This window comes from Methanosarcina sp. DH1 (assembly GCF_020804205.1).
Taxonomy (GTDB): domain Archaea; phylum Halobacteriota; class Methanosarcinia; order Methanosarcinales; family Methanosarcinaceae; genus Methanosarcina; species Methanosarcina vacuolata.
Genome location: NZ_WJBJ01000022.1, coordinates 1 through 23,749, shown reverse-complemented (window position 1 = coordinate 23,749; position 23,749 = coordinate 1). Strand labels below are relative to the sequence as shown.

The following is a 23,749-nucleotide window of genomic DNA, read 5'->3' as shown; positions in this document are numbered from 1 at the left end:
TTCTGAGAATTCCTAACGGACTTAAAAAGAGTTAATAAATAAAATCAGGATATTGTATCCTGAAATTATTTCGCAGATTAAAAACTCTATGAAAGTTTAATGTTTAATACCTTATACAATAGCAGGCAACAAATAAGTTAAATTTTGTTAAATTTTGAGTGAGTTCCAACTTAATTTTAGTAGCGAATCTTTGATCAATTCCGAAAAAGCAAGTGCATTCATTTTATTTGGCAAAATCAAACTGTACCGAATCACTTACTGTTTTTATTCCGGGAATCTGGACTTCTGCTCCCGCAAACTATCACTCTTTTCGAATTTTTTACATCTTTTGGATTCTTCTCATTGTTCCAAATATCAAAAATTATTGGAAAAGTATTTTAGTAACATCTACAATATATTTAGCGTGAAATTCCAATAATGGGAAGGATTTACATGTTTTTTGAGCCCGTGCTGGTAAAATATAAAACTTATTTGAAGCGCTATTACGGGTTTTTGCGGCTCTTAATAATAGCTGAGAGATTTACTTTTCTTTTCCTGCTTATGATTTTATTCAATGCCTACGAGTTTGCTTATTTTCTTCCCGGAATAGCGACATTTTCTAAAACCCAGAACTACATTGACCCCTACAGGTTCAATATTATTTTAATGGCTGTGGGAGCAGTTATAATCACTTTTTTCGCAGTTGTCTGCGACAAATTGCTCAGGAAAAAAGGGGAATTTAACCTCATAAGCTTGCTTGAAAGGAATTTTCCGGGGCTCAGGACAAAGTTAGGTACGGCCTGCGATAACAAACAAAATTTTAACGTAGTTACGAATAAGCTTTTTCTTGATGTTCTCAAAGAATTAATCGGCATTGATATCAAAAAAATTGCTCCACTCAGGCAGATTCTCCGCACGTTTGTGATATTTTTGCTATTTAGCGGATTGATTGTTTTCTGTGTAGCTGAAGATTTTAGCTTTGATATTTCTCCAAGCCAGTTGAAAGAGAAAATTCCGGATTTACCGGCAGGAAAGGCAGCAGGCGAAATGGAAAATGAAACTGTTGATGAGACTGAGTATGGCGTAGAGGCTGTCATAATCAAAAATGGAGAACAGATTGAAATGGAGATAAACCCGAGCCTGGGACTTGGATTTACAAACCAGGTCGATTCAGAGACCGCAAATGAGTTAAATGGAAGCCCAAACGGCTCTAAAAAAGGATTCAGGTACAGCCAGTCCTACAGCGAAGAACTGCCTGAAGAATATGAACCGCTGATAAAGCAGTACTTTGAAAAGCTCTCATCTTGAAAAAAGAGGAGTTCCAATGCGAGAAATACAGGAAGTCCAGCTTGAAGATTCGGAACTTAATTTAAAACCAACCTATGAAAAAGCCTCTGAAATTTTCGAGGTTATTTTTAAAGAGATAGGCAATGCCATAGTCGGCCAGAAAGAAATGATAAGGCAGATCCTTATAGCCATGCTGTGCGAAGGGCACGTGCTGGTCGAAAGCAACCCTGGCCTGGGTAAAACCCTGACCATATCCACAATTTCCCAAATTATGAACATGAAGTTCAGCAGGATACAGTGTACTCCTGACCTTATGCCTGCGGATATAACAGGCACCGACATAATCGAAGATGACGAGAAAGGCTCCAAACGCTTCAAGTTCAAGCAGGGCCCGGTTTTTGCAAATATTGTCCTTGCCGATGAAATCAACCGCGCCTCGCCAAAAACCCAGTCTGCGCTGCTTGAGGCTATGCAGGAAAAGCAGGTTACAGTGGCAAATACTACATATCTGCTTGACAAACCCTTTTTTATACTCGCGACCCAGAACCCGATTGAAATGGAAGGAACCTATGCCCTGCCCGAAGCCCAGCTTGACAGGTTTTTGCTGAAAATCCAGCTGCAATATCCGGACAAAGAAGAGGAGTTTGAAATTGTAAACCGGTATGCTGAGGCATTCAGACCTGCTGTCAGACGGTGCATAGACAAAGAGACCTTCCTTGAACTCCAGCAGATCACCCGGAGAATTCCAATTTCCAACAAACTCAAAAGGTACGCAATCGAGATCGTAAACCAGACCCGAAATCTGCCTGAGCTTATAGAAGCCGGCGCATCCCCGCGTGCTTCAATAGCTCTTATTCTCTGTGCAAAAGCAAATGCGTTTCTTGACAAACGGGGATACGTCGAAAAAGAAGACATAGACGCTATGGTACTCCCTGTCCTTCGCCACAGGATTATTCTCTCGTTTGAGGCTGCACGGAATAATACTACCAGCGATAAAATTATACAAAAAATCCTCGAGGATAAAAAACAACTGTATAACGAACGAGAGCGTGGCTGAAATTGGAGATAAGCACGGCTGAAACTGGCAATAAATCTGTCAGGAGGCCGGGATAGAGAGTATGGTCGGGTGTAATAGAAAATGGCAGGGAGTCGGGATAAGTATGGCTGGAAGTGTAATAGTAAGTGGCTGGAAGTATTGGTCGGAGGCAGAGACAGGATATGAACGGTAAAAAACATAAGATAGATACTTCATTCCTGACTCAGCTCGACAGGTATGCACTCCCGATCAGGAACAGGGTAACAGCCATTCACTCAGGCAGCCATCTCTCAACAAAGAAGGGATCCGGGCTTGACATTGTAGACCACAGAAAATACAACCAGGGGGATTCATTAAAGAAAATTGACTGGAACCTCTATGCCCGTACTGAAAAGCTGTATATACGCAGGTTCGAAGAAGACAAAAACCTGAACATGGTAATACTGCTTGATGCCAGCACCAGCATGCTCATTCCTGAGAATAACCCTAACAAATTCGAATACGCATCAACTGTAGCTATAGGAATTTCTTACATCGTAATGCGATACAATGACCAGTATATGATTGCAACCTTTGCAGAAAATGTAGACTATACCAAAGCCCTCAAAGGAAGGGATGAATTTCTTCGGACCATTGACAACCTCTCCCGAATCTCAGTCAATGGAAAAACAAAGCTTGCAGACTGTGCAGATTCCATATACCCCAGAATAAAGTCAAAATCAATGGTCCTGGTAATTTCAGATTTTCTGGATGATCCTGACTCTATCCGATATGCTGTCCACAGGTTGTGCAGGCATGAACTCGTGCTTATACATCTCTATGACGAAACCGAGATCAACCTGCCTGAAACCGTAGACGGCACAGTCAAATTTATTGACAGTGAAACAAACGAAGAGTTCAGCATCTCAGTGGGTCAGGAATTCAGGAAGGAATATGCAGCCGAATTCGGAAAGCATATGGCTGAGCTGGATAAAATCGCACACGATTTCAAGATCCCCTATTTCAAAATCAGTATTGATAATCGGCCTATTGACACCGTGCTCACGGTCATAGGTAAAGGGTGACTCTGCCTATGGATTATGAATTTCCCCTGGGTCTGGCTGCGCTCGCAGGTGTAATTCCACTGATTATTGTTTACTTACTTAAACCCCGCCCAAAACTGATAATCCTGCCTTCTTTGATGTTTGTCCGGAAAATCAGCAGGAATGCATTCGATTCCAGGCGTAAGCTCAGTAAAAAAATAACAGACCCACTCTTCTTTTTACAGCTACTTGCACTGATCCTCCTGGCGTTTGCCATTGCAGGCCCTCTACTTGAGAATCTTACGACGGATTCGGACAGAGTTGTGGTTATTATAGACTCGTCTGCCAGCATGGCTGTGCCTGACAGAATCGAAACTGCAAAATCCATAGCAATAGAAAGCCTGGGCAAGGAAAACACGATTATCGCTGCCGAAAGCATGCCTGTGGTACTTGCAAAAGCGATAGAAACCACTTATGCTGAAGAGCTAATCAACAGTCTGGAAGTCAGGGATACTTCTGGCGAGATTCCTGACGCTATTCTGACCGTTATAAACGACGAGGGAAATCAAAAAGCAAAAATTGTAGTCATCTCCGACTTTGAAAACTGGGCAGGCAAAGCCCCTGAAACATATATCAAAATCGCCAGGGCGAAAGATATGGAGCTTGAGTTCAGGCAGGTCGGCAAAGCAGCTTCCAATTATGCAATTATAGGCGGATATCTCAAAGACCGAAATGACGGGACCTATGAGTACACCTGTACTGTCAAAAATTTTAATAATGAAAGTGTGAAGCTCGATGTGCAGCTGGAAAGCAAATCAAGCCTGATTTCCACCCAAAAAATAAGCGAGCCTGTATCACTTGGGGAATTCGGGACCCAGCAGATAAAATTTTCCAGTATTCCTCAGGGGATATCCACCGTGGAAATTCTCAATAAGGATTCAGTACCCTGTGATAATATTGCCTGGATTTCTATCCCTGAAATCAAGCCGAAACAAATGCTGATATTAACAGACCTTGACTCAACAGACCCTGACACAACCCTTGACACAATAGACCCTGACACAACAGACCTTGACCCGGCAATAAGCAAATCTCCTGTGATTACGGCCTTGTCCCTTATGCCTGGCCTTTCGGTCGATGTACAGCACGACCTTCCACACGAACTTCTGGCAGGTGTTGAAAAATATGATACTATTGAAAAATATGATACTATTCTCATAGATTGTGAACATAACCCCCTTCCGGCTTCCACCATAAAGAAAGTCGTTTCTTACGCGCAAAGCGGGAAAAATCTGATAGTTATAGGAAACGGGTGCCTGTATAATTCTTCGGAAATGCACGAGTTATATCCTGCCCTTCCTGTAGAGATCAACTCAATTGAGGAAGACTCCAGCCATACGATTGAGACCGCAGGGAGCGGGACAAAGGTTTTTGAGGGAATTTCATTTAACGAAGTGTATACTCGAAAATACCTGGCTGCGGTTCCGCGTGAAAATTCCCTGGTGCTTGCCGAACTCAAAGGAGCAGGGCCTGTAGTCTGTACCTGGAAGATTAACAACGGGACAGCAACTTATGTGGGGATTAGCGATACTACTGGAAATGATGCGTGGAACAATTTCCCTACGGTTCCCACGTATCCGGTATTCTGGGTAAAGCTTCTCAAATACTTATGGGGAATCGGGGACATCAGTGAAACCAATGTAAATACAGGCAGATACGAAGCGTTTGACCAGAATGTCAGAGTCAAAACCCCTGGGGAAACGATCAGCAATAAATTCGTTTACTACGATAAATGCGGGCTTTATGAGCTGAACCAGAAAACCGTTGCAGCTAATCTCTATGATTCCACGGAGTCAAATACCTTTACTGAGAATCGATTAAACCTGACAGGTGAGAGTAAAGATATACAGAAAGAAGACCTGTATACGAAATCACCTGACAAACTCCGAAAATACCTTATTTACGCCCTTCTGCTCCTTCTTGTTCTTGAGAACGTGCTCATGTTCAGGAGGAGAATAATATGAGCTTTGATTTTATGAGCTTTGATTTTATGAGTTTTGATTTTGTGAGTTTTGATTTTATGGGTTTTGGTTTCCTATATAAATCCGAGTTGCTTCTCCTGCTGCCTCTTGCGGCTTTCCTGCTTTTCGGACTGGGAAAAAAAGCCAGTAAAAAACATCTTTTTTTTCATGTACTTGTTGCATTCCTCCTGATCCTGGCACTCGCAGCTCCGTATTCCGCAGAGATAACTTCCCCAAAGACCAATCAATCCAGGATAACTATAATTTCGGATGAAACCGCAAGTATGGAACTGCTTCAGAAGGGAGTTCCGCAGGATATATTCGAGAAACTTAGCGGCAAAGTTCCTGTTACGGTTACAAGCATTTCAGGCTCGCAGACTTCGATTGGGGATGCTATTCTGCAGCAGGCATCACCTGAAAATTATGTACTTATAGTTTCGGACGGGCAGAGCAACTCAGGTACTTCAATTGAAGACGCACTTTCCTACTGCTACAAAAATGGCTTTCCTGTAGCTGCACTTATTCCTGATGCGGTTAAAGAAGACCTCAGCGTAGAGATTGAAGGAGAAAACGAACTTGTAATCGAAAATGAGGCTCCGTTCAAGGTTCATGTCCGTAAATCAACTGAAAATGAAATGAAGTATGAGCTGAGAGTTACTGTTGACCGTAAGCAGGTGATGGAAAAGAAGGTTACCCAGACCGGGAGGATAGAAAGTTTTGATTTCAACCATACATTCGATACACTGGGACCGCATACGATAAAAGCAACACTTCATCCCGCAAGCATAAACGTTAAAGGCCTGGATTATTTTGAGAATAATAACCAGTACATGAAAGGTGTATATGTAACGCCAAAACCGAAAGTACTTTTTGTGACCGATGAACATGATTCGCCTCTGGCAGCTATACTTAATGAGGTTTATGAAGTACATACTGCACGGTCATCTGGTTCCCTTTCATCTGGTTCCCTTTCATCTGGTTCCCTTTCATCTGGTTCCCTTTCATCTGGTTCCCTTTCATCTGGTTCTCTTAACGGCATGGATGCAGTTATAATCGACAATCAGGCAGTATCGACAATTTCAAGTTCGGAAGTTGAAGTCCTCAGGAAGTATATCATTAATGGCGGCGGCATGGTAGTGGTTGGAGGAGATGCTTCTTTTGACTATCCTGCCGAAAATACATATCAAAATACGCAATTTGAGGAACTTCTTCCTGTTACATCCAGCCCTTCAAACTGGAGAGGCGGCAGGAATATTGTCCTGATGCTTGATGTCTCGCCGAGCACCCTGCAAAGTAACAAAATTGGAGGGCGTGTTTTAGATGACATACTCTCCAATGCTATTGTGCTTCTTGAAAACGAGCACCTGAAAGATGCGAGGGTGGATGTTATCACATTCGGGAGCAAAGGACAGGACATCACAGACGGGTTTGTGGACATGTCCAAAGAATCGAATAGAGTGTGGCTTGAAGGCGAGATCAGCAAAATTACCCCTTCAGGAGACTCGACATCACTTGAACGAGGAATGTTAACTGCACGCAGCCTGCTTAGAGGACAGAACAACAGTTCAGATGCTGAAATTATAATCGTTTCTGATGGTGGGATAGGCAATAAATACGAGGGTGATGAAACGTTTGAACAGGCGGTAAGCTGTGCGGATTCGCTTCGGGAAGAGGGAATTGGCATCCATTTTGTCCATATCCACTCTCCAAGCACTGAGCGCCAGGTCAATCCCAATGGCAATTATTACGCTTACCTCCTGATGAATAAAATCGGTTTATCGAAAAATTATAACAGGATTGAACCGGGACAGCGGGTAAATGTCAGTTTTTCTGCGAGATCGGATGAATCTGAGGAGATAGAAGACGATTATTCCAGCGGTGCACTGATTGTCTATGATCCCAGGCATTTCATTACAAAGGAAATCTCCGAAATTCCCTGTGATCTTCTGGGCTACAATGAAGTAAGCCCAAAGCCGGAAGCAAACCGTCTTATAACAACCAGGCTGGGAAAACCCGTAATCACAGTCTGGAGACTTGGCCTTGGCCGGGTTGCAGCTATTACAACTGACAATGGATACGGTAATGGAATTCCCTGGGCTCATGCCCTGTACTCAGGAAACGACAGCCTGGTAATTACAAGAACCCTGAACTGGGCAGTTGCAGATATCGAGATGTACGAGAGCCTCCAGTTAAAAATTCCTGACCTTAAAATAAACCAGCAGGGCAGGGTCCTTATTACAACCAGGGAAGAAGGAATTCCTGAGCTTTATTTTGACAAAAAGCCTATGGAAATAACACCTCTCGGAAACAATATGTACGAATCATATGTCACCCCAACCACCTTTGGACTCCATAAAATATCCGAAAAGCCTGCTGGCGTAAATCATACTGAGGAATTTATGCCTGAAAGCTTCGGCATCGAAAATATTTCATGGAGACCTGCCTCTGCGAACTACCCTGATGAGTATATGCATGTAGGCGAAAACCCATTATTCCGAACAGCCCTGCTCGAAAACGGCGGAAAAATTTATACAGCAGCCGATATTTATTCCCGGATAACAACCGATTCCATGACCCGTACCGAAAAGAAAGCCGTGGCAAAAATAATGTATACTAAATATATCCTTGTGCTTGCCTTTCTCATATATCTGATATATACGGTATATCACACCTATAACACCCGTATGAAGTAAGCTGCATTCCAGGTTGATTTTCATCTGCATAAGGCCAATTTCATCTGCAATTACTTTACCTGTATTCTTTTATTCTGGAACTCTCTTTCAGAGACTTTTTAATATCGTCTGGTACCGTCAAAATATAACATGGATTCCGATAACAGTTGACCGTCATCTTTCAAAAAACAAGAAAACAATAAAAAATCTCGAAAATAATAAAAAGTCTCTTCTTTACTTATGAAACAATATTCTCTTTTATCTTACTCAAAATTTTGAGTTATCTCATAGCGTAATTTACAAGATTGTAAGATCATTAAATTAATGAAACAAGCGTTTGTTTAATGAACTAAAGTTAACAAGATACACAAAAAAAGAGAAATAAAATAAGGTTAACTGTTAAAAATATTATATACAATAACTGTGTAGTATAAATTGCGTTCTCATCTCTTTAACACCCCACTAGCAAAGAGCACCTACTCCAGAACATTACTCCACAATAAGGGATATAGAAAGAGAAATTCGCAACGATGAGTCAAGTACCTCAATACCTCTTCCCCAACTATAATTAAGTGAGTCTCTTGAATACCGTTCGGAACTCCCAGGTTTTTTCGGATGAGAACGCTACCTCATTTTATAAAAAATTTGTAAGAACGTTACAAGTACCTTTTATCTGGGCGACATCCGAGTCCTTCGCTCGATTTCCGTCATCCGAGTTCGTTATTTGAGCATTGTATGCCAGTTCAAATTAATTATTCCTGGCAACAATACTTTATATTGTACTTGAATCATTCTTAAGTATATCCGGCATCAATGCAAGGAGAGTTTGGCTCCAAACGATAATCGTGTATACTCTGGTTTACAAAGAGAGGATCTGCATAGAGGTCTGTGCTTGATGTGCAGTTTCGGTAGTTACCTGCAGAGTTATTGTACAAACAGTTATTTTCCAACACAAAAGTGTGTGTTTCAGGTAGATAATTGATTACTGCATATCCGGTTCCCTCAGGGTCTGTTTTGCACTTCTGAGTATTTACGATTATGTTGTTACGAACAACTGTTGTGTATTTTGTGCCTATGGATGAAAGACTGAGACGAGCTTCATATGTCGGAGAAACGTGAGATCCTGTAGGTAACATATGAATAATTGCCGCATGATACACTCCGTCAAAGATATTGTTTTCGATGAGAGTATTGTAAAACCCACTTGTTATTATACCCCCTACCAGGTCAATATTTGGGTTCATGCCAGTATTATAAAAGATATTATTAAAAATATGGACATTCTGGGCTTCTTCCCTGGGATAAGAATCTAACCAACCTATCAACCAGATTCCGGACCCATAAGTATCATGGATAGTATTGTTATATATTTCTACATCGTTAACGACCCCTGTTGTTTTTTCAACCATAATGCCAGAACCACCTGCACTCCAGTGATAAAAGGAATCGATTACGTTATCATGAAACTTCACATGATTTGAATTTAAAACTCTAAGACCGCAATCCGTTCTGATGGTTATTTTATTGTCCCGTGCCTCTAAATTCTGACAATCTTCTGCAAAAAAAGCACTATGGCCCGTTTTATATACAGAGTTGTTGTAAAATTGAACCTTGGAACTGTTGTCTATTTTCAATCCTTCTCCGTGTCCATCGTGCATGTACATATCATGAACTTGAATATCCGTGGAATTGCAGAACTGGATCATATTGTAAAATCCATATCCATTCGTTTTATCTAGATTATTGTCATGGTTTCCGTCTATTTCAAACCCTTTTATAGTTACTCCATTTATTTTGTTACTGTCCATCTGAGTTATCAGTGGCTTATCAACTGCCCAGCCCGCGTTGTCTATAAGTTTAATTACAGCTGTAGGATCGCCTTCCAGGGTCGTGTTATTTCCAATAAAAATACTATCTGAGATGACGTATGTATATGGGCCTTTTAAATAAACAGTTGTAAACTGCGGATCTTCCGCAACATATTTAAGAGCTTGATTTATCTCTACCTGATCATCAATTCCATCGCAGTTGAAGTCTCCACTTCCATCTCCAGTTACAGACACCGTCTTATTCTGTATGAGGTTACCATAGCATAGATTATCTAAATATAATGGATTGTATGTGGTATTATTTTCCATCATTGTAGCCGTACTATTTTGTTCAGTAACTGCAGATGTCGTAGATGAAAAGAAAATAAGGAATAAAATCAGAATTGACGACATTAAGTTTACTGAAAAATACTTGTCCACCCGTTTCATTATTATATGCCCTGATCATTTATTCTTTATTAAAAAATATTGATATTATTTTGGAAAATTATATAGTTAAACTTTTCCATTAAAGAAAAATATTTTAATATTAATATAATTTGAGAGAATTTATAGTATTGTTTTAAATTTGCTGTAAAATAAAAGTCAATATTTTGTATGCTGAAGGATAAACACATCTTTTGATATTGAATTCTCTAAACAATAACTTTTGAGATTTATAGTTTTCAAAAAGTCGGCACATTATGAAATACCACACTACTGAATTCTTTATGGTGGCAAAAGGCTCTGTCCTTCTAAAGTACAACTCTCGCTGTCCTCCCGAAGCTAAATTAGTTTCTTTATCTAAATTTATCTAGAAATTACCCCTCTTGAGCGAACGAAGTGAGCGAAAAGGGCACCGTCCTCCCGAGACGGAACTCGGGTGACGGAACTCGGGTGACGGAACGCAATTCGGATGTAGAAACCCTTAAAATAGTGTAAAAGCTTAAAACAGAAGGGTAATGGAAATGCTGTACCGAAAAGTACCAGAGAACGGAGATGAACTTTCTATACTTGGGTTTGGGTGCATGCGCCTTGCGGTCAGGGACGGAAAGATAGATGAAGAAAGAGCTACCCGGCAAGTTAGATACGCAATCGATCACGGAGTAAACTATATCGACACGGCCTGGCCGTATCATATGGGAGAAAGCGAGCCTTTCCTTGGCCGGGCCCTTGCTGATGGATACCGAGAAAAAATTAAACTTGCTACAAAACTTCCCTCCTGGACAATAAAGAGTAGGGAGGATATGGATAGGATCCTGAATGCCCAGCTTGAAAGGCTCAGAACTGACCATATCGATTATTATCTTGTGCATGGACTTGTTGGACTTTTATGGGACAAAATGGAAAAACTTGGAGTGCTGGATTTTCTCGACAAAGCAAAAGCTGACGGCCGAATTATAAATGCAGGTTTCTCCTTCCACGGATCGGCAGGGGATTTCAAACGGATTGTGGATGCATATCCCTGGACTTTCTGTCAGATCCAGTATAACTTTCTGGATGAAAAAAATCAGGCCGGAACGGAAGGGCTTGAGTATGCTGCTTCAAAAAACCTGAGTATTATTATCATGGAACCCTTGCGCGGAGGCAAGCTGACAAATCCCGTACCTCCTGAAGTGCAGAAGATCTGGAATGAAGCTCCTGTAAGGCGCACACCAGCCGAATGGGCCCTTCGCTGGATCTGGAATAGACCCGAGGTTACGGTTGTGCTTTCAGGCATGAATGAGGAATCTCATATTGAAGAAAACCTGAAAATCGCATCTGAAGCCTATCCGAACTCCCTTACCGACGCCGAACTGCAGCTTGTAAAAAAAGCGGAACAAAAATACAGGAAACTTATGAAAACCGGCTGCACAGGCTGTAGATATTGTTTGCCCTGCCCTTCAGGCGTGGACATTCCTGGCTGTTTTGAGATCTTCGATAACTTTTACCTGTCAGGCAATGAAAGGGAAGCAAAACTTATGTATGCATCAAAACCCGGAGGAATAATAAGAGGCGACGTGCCAGGGTATGCTTCCCAGTGCGTCCAGTGTGGACAATGTGTTGAAAAATGCCCACAGCACCTGGATGTTCCTTCCCTTCTCGAAGCTGTGAAGGAAAAATTTGAGGGAAAAGACCTCAGAGGATGGAAGATTTTCGCGAAAAAGACGTTTAGGAAGGAATAAAAAAGAATTTGAAATGCATAATTTTTGTTACTTTCAATTACTTTACTTTATTTTACTTTTTAGTTTTTGATGTTGCTTTTTCGTTCAACACTCCTTGCCTATCGAAAAAGCTTTTCCAAGATTACACCCGACGCCATAATATCTTTCATTTCCTGGGTCATATAATAATAGGCTTGATTTTCTCAATATTGGTTTTTCCTTTTTCATCGAGAAAGGATTCATCGGCTTTGATATCCAGGCACCGGCTTTGATATCCAGGATTTCTCCTACAGGGTATGAAGCCCTATCTCAAAGTTATGCAGAAGCTTGCGCTCCAGGACAACAGGAAATTCACCAACATAAGGGGCAGGCACAAGCTCGCTTCTTACCGGCGTCAGACAAGTTGCCTCAAACTTATCTTCATCCCTTCACCTGCGGTTCCAAAGTGATAGGCCTATTTTAAATAAGCTTCTGATGTGGTACTGATTGTAAATGCCCTGTTTTCCATGATGCCCGCATAGCTGTAAGTCGCTTTTCTTAAAGATACGCTAACACATGGAGGGGTCGAAACGATAGCAAGAAACTTATTTATTTTAAGAGAACATCTGCGGAAAGACAGGTGTACAGGTGATCCATTATTTAACTCCAACTTCGAATTTGCTTCATTTTACATGATCGTTCCACAGTACCAAGATGAAATTGGAATTTACTCAACGTTTAACCTTTTGCGTCGTCTGTAGTTGTATTAGATATTAAACTTTCAAATAATTTTGAGTTTAAAATATCATTTCAGGATACAACACTAAAAATGAAGTATTTAAGGGCCGAAGTATTTAAGAGTCCTTATAAGTATTAAATCAGTAGATTTAAAAGATTCTGGCGGAATCTAAAGTTCAAAAAAATTATTCGTTAAATTAAATTTCTATAATTTTTTCTGTTTCTGAAAGTAAGCTTATATTTAATCCAGTTGATTTCAGGACTGTCAACAGGAAACAGCGCTGAGACAAAAAGAGCAGGAAAACATGGTAATTAACGGAGGCAATCTATGATAGTAAAAACATTAAAGTTGATTTCCCGTTTTGCGATGGTGCTGATTATATTGAGTATTGTCCCTACAGGGGCTTTTGCTTCAGAAAACGCAACCCTGGAAAACTCGACGGATCTGATTTATGGTCCGGGATCTTGTCCTTCTTGTCCTGCAGGCAATATAAGCGAAGAAAATTACACTGAAGTTCAGGCAGACATGCTGGACTCAATCAGTAAGAGAATTACTGAACTTCAAAATCTCTATATTGAGATAAGTAAGGTTTCAAATGCATCCGACTTCCAGACGGTTTTGTCTAGAAAAAGGCAGGCAAATGAGAGTATGGAAAATGACGGAAAGAATGTGGAACCTGATGAAATGCAAACAGAGACTGACGAAGGGCATGAATTTTGTCATATCCTGCTTGAAAATATAACTGATGAAAATTTCACTGATGTTCAGGCTGTTATCCTTGATTCCCTCCAGAATATGACTGAGAGAGCCGAAGCCGCTCAAACCAGGCTTACAGAAGCCGGCGATAGCAGCAAAGCTGAAGAGCTCAACGAGAAGATTACTGAGATTCAAGACCTGTATACTGAGGTAAGTGAAGCCTCTACTGCAGCAGAACTCAAAGAAGTCCTGTTAACCCATGAACAGGCAAAGGCAATTGATTCCGTTGAGGAGAAAATAGAGCTTCTTAAAGCCAGAGTGAACGAAAGCGAAAACGCGAGTGATGAACAGCTCAACAGCAGTATTACTGAACTTACGGCCCTGATGGAAGATATCAAAGGAGTCGAGTCTTTTGACGAACTGAAGAAAATTATGCACTCATCCAGGGATTCCGCAGTGTAAAAACAGAAAACGTATATCTACGATTCTGTGCAACAAAAGTCTTCGGCCCTATTTGCCTCCCTGGCCGAAGTTTGACCCGCAACCGTTGCGCCGATTTATCACAAACCGTTGCGCCGGTTTATCACGCCGATAGGGTTTGAGGATAAGGTTATCAGACTCAAACGGTTCTTGGGGTTTTCGGTCAAGCCTTTTTTGAAAAGGGTTGCGGACAAGCCTTTTTTCAAAAGGGTTGCGGTCAAGCCTTTTTTCAAAAGGGTTGTTTTAAAAAGGCTTGTTACCATGCCGACAGCTTTTTCCGGGAAAAGCGGTGGGTTTTAGTATTTCAGCTTCAACTTCATCCCGCAGAAAGGACAGAAGTTGGGAGCAGTGGTGAGATTCAGGCTTCTGGAGCAATATGGGCAGGTCAACCCGATTCCATTTTTCTTCTCGTTAATTGCGTTTTGGTGGGCTCTGGACTCCTTTGTTTCTTCAACAGAAATTGAAAGTTCAAGCTCTTTAAGAGAATTCATATTGCAGATATCACCTGAGAGAGTTGAAGTTTCAGTCCGAACTTCAGAATCATCATCTGTCAAGCGGTTCCTGAGAACAGGCTTTGTTCCAGGGTTTTCGGCCTCATCAGGAGTGGGGGCAGGTGAGGAATTGGTTTTGTTGATTTTTTCAAGAGCTTTCAATGCAGCCCTTCGCACGCAGGCATCTGTACTTTCAGTAGCTCTGATAAGCCCGGCAACTGCCTCTGGGGTGCCGATTTTCTCAAGTGAGCAGATAGCGGCTTTTTGCATTGGGCTATCAGGTTTTTCAAGGATTTCCACCAATTTAGGAACAGCTTGCTGCGCTTTGAGATCCCCAAGCGCAGAAGCCGCAGCTTCTCTCACTGCTGCCTTAGTGTCATCCAGGGCTCTTAAAAGACCTGAAATAGCTTCATTAGTGCCTGATCTTCCAAGGCCCAGAACTGCTGATTCCCTTACCGAATTATCAGGGTCATTAAGAGCTTTAACCAGTCCTTCTATGGCTTCAGGAGTTCCGCTTTTTCCAAGAGCACAGGTAATCGCCTTCCTGACGGAGTTTTCATATATATCAAAAGCTTTAACCAGTCCCCGGACCGCTTCAGGAGAACCTATATCTCCCAGGGCATCTGCAGCGCGGCTCCTAAGATACCAGTCAGGGTCATCCAGGGCTCTCAAAAGCCCTGCAACTGCTTCAGGCGTTCTGATTTTCCAAAGAGTTTCAATTGAAACTTTTCTTACATCCCTGCTCGAAGCTCCGAGAGCCTTGACCAGCACAGGCACTGAAGTTGACACACTTACAATTTTGCAAAGCGTTTCGGATGCAGTTTCCTGCACAGGTTGTCTTGGGTCCCTGAGGATTTCCATTAGTTCATCAAGCACATCCGACTTACCCCTTTTTCCCAGGGTTTCGGCAGCTTGCTGCCTTGTTTTGTTATCCGAGTTTTCAATTGCCTTTACTAGGCAGAGAGCAGCTTCATAAGTGTCGATTTTTCCAAGGGCTATTATTGAAATCCTTCTCAGCGAATAATCCGGATAAGATAGGGATTTCTCAAGGGCGTAAATTGCATCTCTTGAGCCTATCCTCATCAAGGATTTCACCGCTTCCTTCTGGACAAACCTATCCCTGTCCTCGAACCCTTTCACAATGCCTGAGATAGCTTCAGGTGTGCTAATTTTTTCAAGGGAAGCAATTGCAGTCTTTTTAACCGGACTATCAGGATCATTAAGCGCATTTATAAGACCAGGGATAGCTTCCGGCATGTTAAGTTTTCCCAGGGCGTCTGCAGCGGCAGCTCTTACTTTCGGATTTGAGTCATCCAGCGCTCCAATCAGCGCGTTTAAAGCACAAGGATCCCCTAGATCACCAAGTTTTTCGGCAGCAGTTGTCCGGTTTCCTGCAAAGACCGAGCGTTCCAATTTCTTAATAAGATTTTTGATATCGTCGTCCATTTTCCTTCTATCCCCCATTGGTGTAAAGCTTATCAGGAACCTCTAAAATATAAAAAATATTTTAAAGTATGCAGCCCGATATACTGAAAATAAATAGGATGTCTTTCAGTCTTTTAATTCTAAAATTGGCACTTTCAATTCCTGTTTTTCCGGAGCCTGATGCGCATATAATTTTTACATAGCTGGCACCATCTGTTTAAGCGAGACTGAAATGTTGCAAATGACCCTCTTCTTTATACCATTAAACTCAGCTCTTAATCTCCCTTAACATTCTACATTTTTTAATATATTACATTCTATGATATATGAACTTTTAGATTGTTTTTATAAATAATATGTATATTCGATTGCCTGTGTTTTTTCCTAAAATTATTTCATTTTTTAAATATTTTTGAATATTTTTTGAATCCATTATTTTTGGGGGATTAGAATCACTTCTGAAATCGATTTTTCACAATTTTTTTGCTGGAACAAAGATTGTCCTGATTATGGAATTAATAATCAAGGAAATATAGTCCTTAAAGAAAGATATGGTAAAAAGAAAGATATGGTAAAAAAAAGATATGGTAAAAACAACCATGCGCTTCTTGAATATAAAAATTATGAAAAATGTTTTAGTGAAACGAGAGGTACAGTATTTTTCCAACTTAACACTCCTGAAAAAGAAATTCTAAAAACAATATCTCTGATTCCCGAGAAAGGAGGAATTCGTGGACTTGCGAGAGCTACTGGACATAGTAACACAAGATTGCTCCTTTTCCACCACGAAGGAAAACGTAGTAAAGAAAAAGATAAAAAATTATGTAGTTGAAAATATTCAACGTATTATTTTTGGAGATCCTGAAGAAATATCTGAAATGCTTGGAGCTAATTTGGATGATTACATTGGTATTTCAATGTAGAAAGGATAAATCTTACAATCAGGACATCTCTTGTAAGATTTGGAAGAAAAACGATGGAATTCAGTAAAATAATGAAGATGCATACGAAAGCATTTGATTTATTCCAGGCATGGTATAACTTTATAAAACCTCACGACTCTCTAAAATTAAGACTAGACTCTGGAAATAGAAAATGGTTACAAAGAACTCCAGCAATGGCAGAAGGAATAACAGATCACATAACAGATCATATATGGAGTTTAAAAGAATTACTAATGTTTAGAGTCCCTGTTCAATAACTTAGGGACACGACCCTGTTATTATCTTATTTTTTTGTTTTATCTTACTTTTTTATTATTATTTTATTGTTGTTCACGCGAATCAAAAGGTGATAGAAGAGCCTTCTCTATAGAGGTTAACTTTGAATACTTATTGAGTTAGTTGCCAAAAGAAAATTCACAGCTACGTCCTTATAAGTTTAAGAGTTCGCGTGTAAAGGCAAACTACACAATAAAATATGGATAAGAGGTAGAGGTCTAAGCTATCCTCAAACGATTTAGGAACCTTTACTGGGAGTTACCTTGATTACTCTACCTTCACTGGTATTATTTCCAGCTTGAATGTTCTCCAGAATACGTTCCTTCTTTCTTTGGGTACTACTTATACGCTTAGTTACGTTTTCTGTTTCAGTTACATTTTCTGCTTCAGTAACTGCTTCAGCCGGAGTTACTTCTGTAACAGGAGTTTCTTCTACAGCCTCAGTTGTGGTTACGGCTTCCTGAACCGGAGTTACAGCTTCAGCTTCGGTTACTGCTTCAGCCTCGGTTACGGCCTGTTCTGGAGTTCCTGTTTCATTTGGAGCCCCACCTTCCTCACCAGCGCATCCTATAGCCAGGAATACACCGAACAAGACTATCAGAATAATCAATGCTTTTTTCATTATTTTCCCCCATTTATAATTATATACGTTATTAATTGATACTTTATAATTGATATCTGGATTTTATAACAATTCCTACTAGATTCTGAACATAATTCATCACATGAGATTAAAAATGGCTATATGCCAAGATATTTCCACTTTATTGTGTTTTTTGAATGTAGTAAGATCCGGATTCTTTATATTCCATTCAATTTCCTTAAGTTATAATACTGGGAATTCCAATATTGTTAAATGATTTTTTAATGACTTTTTGGGGGGAAGTCATGAGAATAAAATCCATTAATCCTTACACTGAAGAAGTAAACTGGACATATGATTCTTTTTCTTATGAAGAATGCGAGTCCATGATTGAAAATTCCAGGACTGCGTTTTCCGGGTGGAGTTCGTTATCTGTTGAGGAGAGAACAAAATACTTTTCAAGGGTTGGGAAGGTCCTCAGGCAGAATGCCGAAATTTATGCCGAAATTATCACGAAAGAAATGGGAAAACCTATCAGGCAGTCAAGGGACGAGATTGAAAAATGCGCCTGGATCTGCGATTATTATGCAGAAAACGCGGCTGAATTTCTGAAAGATGAAGTTGTGGATATCGGAGCTGAGAAAAGCTACGTAACCTTTGAGCCTCTGGGAGTAATTTTCGGCATAATACCCTGGAGTTTCCCGTTCGAGCATGTTTTCAGGTTTGCAGTGCCTTCAATGTGTGCAGGAAATGTGTGCATAATCAAACATGCTTCAAATGTGCCTGCTTCGGCCCTTGAAATTGAAAAAATCTTTCTTGAGGCCGGATTTCCTGAAAATGTTTTCAATACCCTGTTAATTGACTCAAAAACTGCAATGGAAATTATTGAAGAAGAACTGGTAGATGGGATCTCACTTACCGGCAACATAGACGGAGGCTCGGAGATAGGTGAACTTGCAGGAAGCCTGGTAAAGCCTCTCGTACTTGAGCTGGGAAGTTCGGACCCTTTTATAGTACTCGAAGACGCTGATCTCGAAAGAGCTACGCAGGTTGCTGCAAAGTCCAGTTTTCTAAATACCGGACAGAGCCATATTGCTGCCAAGCGATTTATTGTCCTGGAAACGATTGCTGTGGACTTTATCGAGGCATTTGAGCTTGAAATGCAGGAACTGAAAATCGGGAACCCTATGGATGAGGAAACTGATATTGGTCCTCTTGCAAAGAAAGAATTTCTAGATAGTCTTGAAAGAGTCCTTAAAGACGCAAAAAAGAAAGGTGCAGAACCTCACGTTTACGGAGAAGAGCATAGTAAGGGTTTTTTCTTCCGGCCAACCCTCATTCCTGCAGCCAGTACCGATATGAAGGTTTGTAATGTAGAGGTTTTCGGGCCCATTGCCCCGGTAATCACAGTAAAAAACGAAGATGAGGCCGTCAAAGTCGCAAACGCCACAGAATTCGGGCTTGGGGCTGAAATATGGTCCCGAGACCTTGAAAAGGCTCAGAGGCTGGCAAAAAGAATAAAATGCGGATCAGTTGCCATTAATGGAATGGTTAAATCCGACCCGAGGTTGCCTTTTGGAGGAGTAAAAAAATCCGGAATCGGGCGAGAGCTTTCTCATTATGGGCTCAAGGAATTTGTGAACATAAAGACGGTTGTGGTCAACAAGTAAATCTAAAGGACTGAGAATTGATTGAAGTTTTTATTTAATAAACCTTGTCCAGAATTAATTAAGAGGATTTGTTTAATCAGTCTACCTGCTTAATTGATAATCTACCTGCTTAATTGAAAGTCTACCTGCTTAATTGAAAGTTTATTTATTTAAGCCTAAAAATTTGTTTAATCCTAAATAGTAAACTCAATTAAGGTTAACAAATAACTTAACCAAAGCTTATAAACAAACCTGATTTAAGGAAAATTCGGCTTAAATAAAAGCCATACAGCTATATTGGAGTTTTTTCATGAAAGCTTCGGATCTTTTTGTTGCCCAGCTTGAAGAAGAAGGCGTTGAGTATATTTTCGGACTGCCAGGCGAAGAAAACCTTGACCTGCTTGAGTCGCTGAGGACTTCAAGAATCAAACTGATCATAACAAGACACGAACAGGCTGCGGCTTTTATGGCTGCAACATATGGGAGGTTGACCGGAAAGCCAGGAGTCTGCTTTTCAACACTTGGGCCCGGAGCCACAAATCTTGTTACAGGCGTTGCCCAGGCACAGCTTATAGGGGCACCTCTTATTTCTATATCCGGACAGAAGTCTCTGACTGACAACTGGCAGGCCCGTTTCCAGCTTGTAAACACTGTAAGAATGATGGAGCCTCTCTGCAAAAAGGCTGTATCCATTACTGATCCGGGAATGATCCCTACCGTGATCCGTAATGCCTTCAAACATGCCGAAGCTGATAGGCCGGGAGCTATACATATTGAGCTTCCGGAAGACGTAGCTGAAGAAGAAACTGAGGCGACGGTGCAGAAGCGAAGTGAAATTAAAATTCCTCACCCTGATCCCGAGGCTGTAAAAAGAGCTGCGACTATGATCTGTGAGGCTAAAAATCCCCTGATTATAGTTTCATCAGGAGCAAACCGAAAAGCTATCACTGAGGAGCTCGAAAATTTTGTCGAGCAAACAGGCATCTACCTGGTGCATACCCAGATGGGGAAAGGAGTCGTTCCTGATGACTGCAGCTACAGTCTCTTTGCCACAGGAATTCATGCAAGGGACTATGTTAACTGCGGAATTGACGGGGCTGACCTTATTATCACTATTGGTTATGATATAGTCGAATATCCTCCTTACCTGTGGAACGGTACGCTGGACAAACAGATCATAAATATTGATTTTGTGGAATCCGTGCCTGATAGGTACTTTAACCCCACAGTAGAAGTCATAGGGGATATTGCTTCTTCAATCCGGGAACTTGCTGCAAGTATTCCGGAGAAACGGGAGTTTCCTATCTTTGAACACACCAGGAATTTCATTGAAGAAAAAATAAATGCTGTTGCCAGAAAAAGCTACCCTCCTGTTCCACAGGCTGTAGTTAAGAGTGTCAGAAAGGCGCTGGGGAGAGAGGATATAATCACACTGGACAATGGAATTTATAAACTCTGGTTCGCTCGCCTTTACAAGACCTATGCCCCCAATACTGTGCTCCTTGATAATGCTCTTGCAACCATGGGTGCAGGTCTCCCTTCAGGGATTACTGCTAAGCTTCTTCATCCGGAGCGCCGTGTGCTTGCAATCTGTGGGGACGGAGGTTTTATGATGAACTGCCAGGAACTTGAGACCGCAATCCGCTATGGAATTCCTGTTGTTGTCCTTATCCTCAATGACAATGGTTTCGGCTTTATTAAGTGGAAGCAGAAAAAAATGCATTTTGAGGATTTCGGGCTGGATTATGGAAATCCTGATTTTTCTCTATTTGCCAGGAGCTTCGGGGCTGTTGGTATAAGGATTAAGGAAGACGACGACCTTGCAGAAGTTCTGGAGAAAGCTTTTGCCTTGAATAAGGTGGCAGTTATTGAGTGCCCGATTGACTATTCCGTAAACTATGAAACTTTCTCGATAGAATTGGGAAAGCTTACATGTAAGTTCTGATTGGAAATCGAGTGAAGGAACATTCCCTTAGGGAGATTGAAATTCCTACAAATACTTGTTCTGGCTTGATAAATAAGGAGAAAAGCGTTAAAACAAATAAAGCGTTAAAACGAAATAAAGCGTTAAAACGAAATAAAGCGTTAAAACAAATAAAGCGTTAAAATGAATTAGAAGCGCTTAAATTGGGTTAAAAGTTATTGATTAATAACTAAGTTCATGGCAGTAAAGCCAGGAAAATGAACGAGAGAAGTGTTTCCCACATTAGTTACAGGTTGACTGATTATAAATTGACTATGGGATTATTAACTAAAAAATTTTAGTTATACCGCCTCGGAACCAATCAATTTGAATTTCAGACATTTGATAGTAAAATTTAAGCGGTTCTTAAGCTTGTGGTTTCATGTCCTGATTTTAAACCTGACTTCCAAAACAAGAGGTTGCCACAGGTTAGTTGAATCGCAGATTAAAGTTACTATAAGTGAATAAAGTGTTTCAGGCATCCTCAGTTAAGGTATCCTTTTCTTTCAAGCCATTCAATCTGAGGCCTTGTATATTTCCAGGTAACATCGGCTTTGGAGTCCTGAATTTCCCATGGGTTCGCTATGACTATATCGCCTTCGCGAATCCACATTCTCTTGTTTTTGGACCCGGGAATTCGTCCCATTCGGACCACACCATCCATACACTGTAGTGTGACTCTTTTAGAACCGAGTAAACTTAATACTGTTGCCAGGACTTCGTTTCTGTCCTTTCGAGGAGTGCGTACTCTTGTTACTTCATGAGTATCTCCTGCAACCGATTTTTTTGATCCTGAGTTTTTCTGTCGGATAATGCTTCTATAATTAGCCAAATTAATTCCTCCAATACTGGTTTTATTTCAACTGCTTTAATTTTAAATAAGCTTTCTCTGATTTTATTCTCAGTTCGGCTTGTTTTTCCGTCTTTCCGGATATCTTTATAGATCTAGACCATAGAGATCTTAACATTTTTAGGGAGACTTGGTTGAATTCTCTGATTAAATTGTTATTTTTTGTTCCGTTTTTGTTTCCCAAGAAATCTCCCAAATAAAAGGTAAAAACAAAGAGAATAGTCAATGAAAGTGAATTGATTATCAATTCGGACTATATCTTAAACTGGTTCAGCTTTGATGTAGATGCGCAGATATTATTATATTTGAGACTTTCAATGATTACAAAGTTCTTATTTGTCAATAAACCGACCTTCCAATGGTCTGTTTGAATGGAACTTCGGTCTCAACCCTGTATTCAAGTAGCCAGAACAGATAAACTTGTGAATTTCGCTCAGGTCGCCGTTACCGCCTCTGAAACCTTCTCGGTAAATTTTTCGGTTGCCGACAAGGTAAGAATTTCCTCTCATAAAAACCCATTTTCCTCTGTCATAAAAACCCATTATTGTTTCACCTCCGTTTATATCGGATACATGTATTCGATAAAAACATGATCGGATATAATCGATAAAACAAAAGTGGAGTTATTAATTACAGATTACACATCTCTTTATTTTCAACCGCTTCTACGTAGTTATTGACTTATATAAATCTTCCTGTGGGCAAATGGCCAGAAAAGTCCAAAAATCCAAAGTAAATTAAAAGAAATAAAGATCTTTTTCAAGAAATAAACATCAATATACTTGAAATAAACATCAATATACTTGAAATAAACATCAATATACTTGAAATAAGCATTAATATACGTGGAAACTCGTCGGCTTAATTTAAATAATTACAAAAGAAGACTCAGTACAACATATAGTGATGAATGTAAAATTCAAAATCACTAGATTTTGTAAATGGTTATCATCTGTGTAATAAATCATAGTTATTCAAGTCTTTAGATAGCGAATGTCGATTTTGATAAAAACTGGATTCTTCTTGTTAATTCAGGTTTTTTATCAAAAATGCAAAAATCAATGGATTTTGGAACAGAGTCCAAAAGAATCAAAAATACATAAATCAGACTCAGTCCCAAAATCTAGTGATAAAAGTAAGTGTAACATCACTACACAAAATTATAATTCTATAATTATGTAATGATGTTACGGCAAAAACAATGGTAACTATAAACCTTACTCTTAATAACTTTTCGGAGCTCCCTGCTCTCTTAGACGTTTTTGGTTGTTTTGGAAACGATTATGAATATACCACACGAGGAATTTTTCGTAGAAAAATTCCTCCAGTCTGTTCAATTTGTAGTACTCCAATGGTTCATAATGGCTATAATCCTCATACTAAAGAAGGTCTTGGAGAAATCAACATTGGTCGATATAAATGCTCAAATTGTGGTAATACACACGAAGAAGATCATAGTTTTTGGGAAGATCTGAAGACTTTACTTTTTAATTCATTCAATGATTTCTTCCAGTTACTCAGATACCATAACGTTTCATACGATGGAATTTCTGATATAATGGACTTCATCTATCCGAGATCAAAAAGCACTATTTTAAGAGCATTCTACGAAGAAATGGAACAGAAAACTGTTCCATTTTCAGAAAATATACATATGGTGCACTATGACGAACAACATCCAAAAGAAGGAAGATGTCAGAAATAC

18 protein-coding genes and 1 pseudogene are annotated in these 23,749 nt (G+C 40.2%); 13 read left to right on the top strand and 6 right to left on the bottom strand.

Annotated elements, in window-relative coordinates; all coding sequences use genetic code 11:
* Positions 1–432: 432 nt before the first annotated feature.
* The 5 genes from FXW07_RS12245 (at position 433) to FXW07_RS12225 (ending at position 8,038) form a co-directional block, all read left to right on the top strand.
* On the top strand, positions 433–1,287 hold the full coding sequence (locus FXW07_RS12245) for a hypothetical protein (RefSeq protein ID WP_229395681.1): 855 nt from the start codon (positions 433–435) through the stop codon (positions 1,285–1,287).
* Positions 1,288–1,303: 16 nt separating this feature from the next.
* On the top strand, positions 1,304–2,323 hold the full coding sequence (locus FXW07_RS12240) for a MoxR family ATPase (RefSeq protein WP_229395680.1): 1,020 nt from the start codon (positions 1,304–1,306) through the stop codon (positions 2,321–2,323).
* Between the two features lie 161 nt (positions 2,324–2,484).
* Positions 2,485–3,366, top strand: coding sequence for a DUF58 domain-containing protein (locus tag FXW07_RS12235; protein ID WP_229395679.1), 882 nt, complete (start codon positions 2,485–2,487; stop codon positions 3,364–3,366).
* A gap of 8 nt (positions 3,367–3,374) precedes the next feature.
* Positions 3,375–5,348, top strand: a complete 1,974-nt coding sequence (locus FXW07_RS12230) for a VWA domain-containing protein (RefSeq protein ID WP_229395678.1) — start codon at positions 3,375–3,377, stop codon at positions 5,346–5,348.
* Complete coding sequence (locus FXW07_RS12225; RefSeq protein WP_229395677.1) at positions 5,345–8,038, top strand: vWA domain-containing protein; 2,694 nt, start codon at positions 5,345–5,347, stop codon at positions 8,036–8,038. Before FXW07_RS12230 ends, FXW07_RS12225 begins: the two co-directional genes overlap by 4 nt.
* 773 nt (positions 8,039–8,811) lie before the next feature.
* Here FXW07_RS12225 and FXW07_RS12220 read toward each other — a convergent pair.
* Positions 8,812–10,239, bottom strand: a complete 1,428-nt coding sequence (locus tag FXW07_RS12220) for a right-handed parallel beta-helix repeat-containing protein (RefSeq protein WP_229395676.1) — start codon at positions 10,237–10,239, stop codon at positions 8,812–8,814.
* Positions 10,240–10,793: 554 nt separating this feature from the next.
* On the opposite strand from FXW07_RS12220, the gene FXW07_RS12215 reads away from it, so the two are divergent.
* The 3 genes from FXW07_RS12215 to FXW07_RS12205 all read left to right on the top strand — a co-directional run bounded on the left by FXW07_RS12215 (position 10,794) and on the right by FXW07_RS12205 (position 13,845).
* The gene (locus tag FXW07_RS12215) at positions 10,794–11,990 is read left to right on the top strand and encodes an aldo/keto reductase (RefSeq protein WP_229395675.1); all 1,197 of its coding nucleotides are present in this window, start codon (positions 10,794–10,796) and stop codon (positions 11,988–11,990) included.
* Between the two features lie 275 nt (positions 11,991–12,265).
* Positions 12,266–12,418: a hypothetical protein gene (locus tag FXW07_RS12210; RefSeq protein ID WP_229395674.1), complete on the top strand. Its 153-nt coding sequence runs from the start codon at positions 12,266–12,268 to the stop codon at positions 12,416–12,418.
* 596 nt (positions 12,419–13,014) lie between these two features.
* Positions 13,015–13,845, top strand: a complete 831-nt coding sequence (locus FXW07_RS12205) for a hypothetical protein (protein ID WP_229395673.1) — start codon at positions 13,015–13,017, stop codon at positions 13,843–13,845.
* 98 nt (positions 13,846–13,943) lie between these two features.
* On the opposite strand, the gene FXW07_RS12200 is transcribed toward FXW07_RS12205, so the two are convergent.
* Complete coding sequence (locus tag FXW07_RS12200) at positions 13,944–14,126, bottom strand: hypothetical protein (protein WP_229395672.1); 183 nt, start codon at positions 14,124–14,126, stop codon at positions 13,944–13,946.
* Positions 14,127–14,159: 33 nt separating this feature from the next.
* Complete coding sequence (locus FXW07_RS12195) at positions 14,160–15,800, bottom strand: HEAT repeat domain-containing protein (protein WP_229395671.1); 1,641 nt, start codon at positions 15,798–15,800, stop codon at positions 14,160–14,162.
* A gap of 547 nt (positions 15,801–16,347) precedes the next feature.
* Here FXW07_RS12195 and FXW07_RS12190 point away from each other — a divergent pair.
* A complete protein-coding gene (locus tag FXW07_RS12190) occupies positions 16,348–16,611 on the top strand; it encodes a hypothetical protein (RefSeq protein WP_229395670.1) in 264 nt (87 codons plus the stop codon).
* Positions 16,612–16,707: 96 nt separating this feature from the next.
* On the top strand, positions 16,708–16,980 hold the full coding sequence (locus FXW07_RS12185; RefSeq protein ID WP_346655659.1) for a hypothetical protein: 273 nt from the start codon (positions 16,708–16,710) through the stop codon (positions 16,978–16,980).
* Positions 16,981–17,237: 257 nt separating this feature from the next.
* Here FXW07_RS12185 and FXW07_RS12180 read toward each other — a convergent pair whose 3' ends face one another.
* Positions 17,238–17,621, bottom strand: coding sequence for a hypothetical protein (locus FXW07_RS12180; protein WP_229395668.1), 384 nt, complete (start codon positions 17,619–17,621; stop codon positions 17,238–17,240).
* Between the two features lie 266 nt (positions 17,622–17,887).
* Here FXW07_RS12180 and FXW07_RS12175 point away from each other — a divergent pair, with 266 nt between their 5' ends.
* Both FXW07_RS12175 and FXW07_RS12170 read left to right on the top strand, forming a co-directional pair.
* Entirely contained in the window at positions 17,888–19,252 is a 1,365-nt protein-coding gene (locus tag FXW07_RS12175) for an NAD-dependent succinate-semialdehyde dehydrogenase (protein ID WP_229395667.1), read from the top strand.
* A 289-nt stretch (positions 19,253–19,541) separates the two neighbouring features.
* Positions 19,542–21,176 carry an acetolactate synthase large subunit gene (locus FXW07_RS12170; RefSeq protein ID WP_229395666.1) on the top strand — a complete coding sequence of 545 codons (1,635 nt, stop codon included), beginning with the start codon at positions 19,542–19,544 and terminating at the stop codon, positions 21,174–21,176.
* Between the two features lie 502 nt (positions 21,177–21,678).
* On the opposite strand, the gene eif1A is transcribed toward FXW07_RS12170, so the two are convergent.
* Positions 21,679–22,008 (bottom strand): translation initiation factor eIF-1A, encoded by a 330-nt coding sequence (eif1A, locus tag FXW07_RS12165; protein WP_156151156.1) that lies wholly within the window; start codon positions 22,006–22,008, stop codon positions 21,679–21,681.
* A gap of 368 nt (positions 22,009–22,376) precedes the next feature.
* Entirely contained in the window at positions 22,377–22,586 is a 210-nt protein-coding gene (locus FXW07_RS12160) for a hypothetical protein (RefSeq protein WP_229395665.1), read from the bottom strand.
* 659 nt (positions 22,587–23,245) lie between these two features.
* On the opposite strand from FXW07_RS12160, the pseudogene FXW07_RS12155 reads away from it, so the two are divergent.
* Positions 23,246–23,749 (top strand): annotated as a pseudogene (locus FXW07_RS12155) (ISNCY family transposase); the annotation flags it as partial.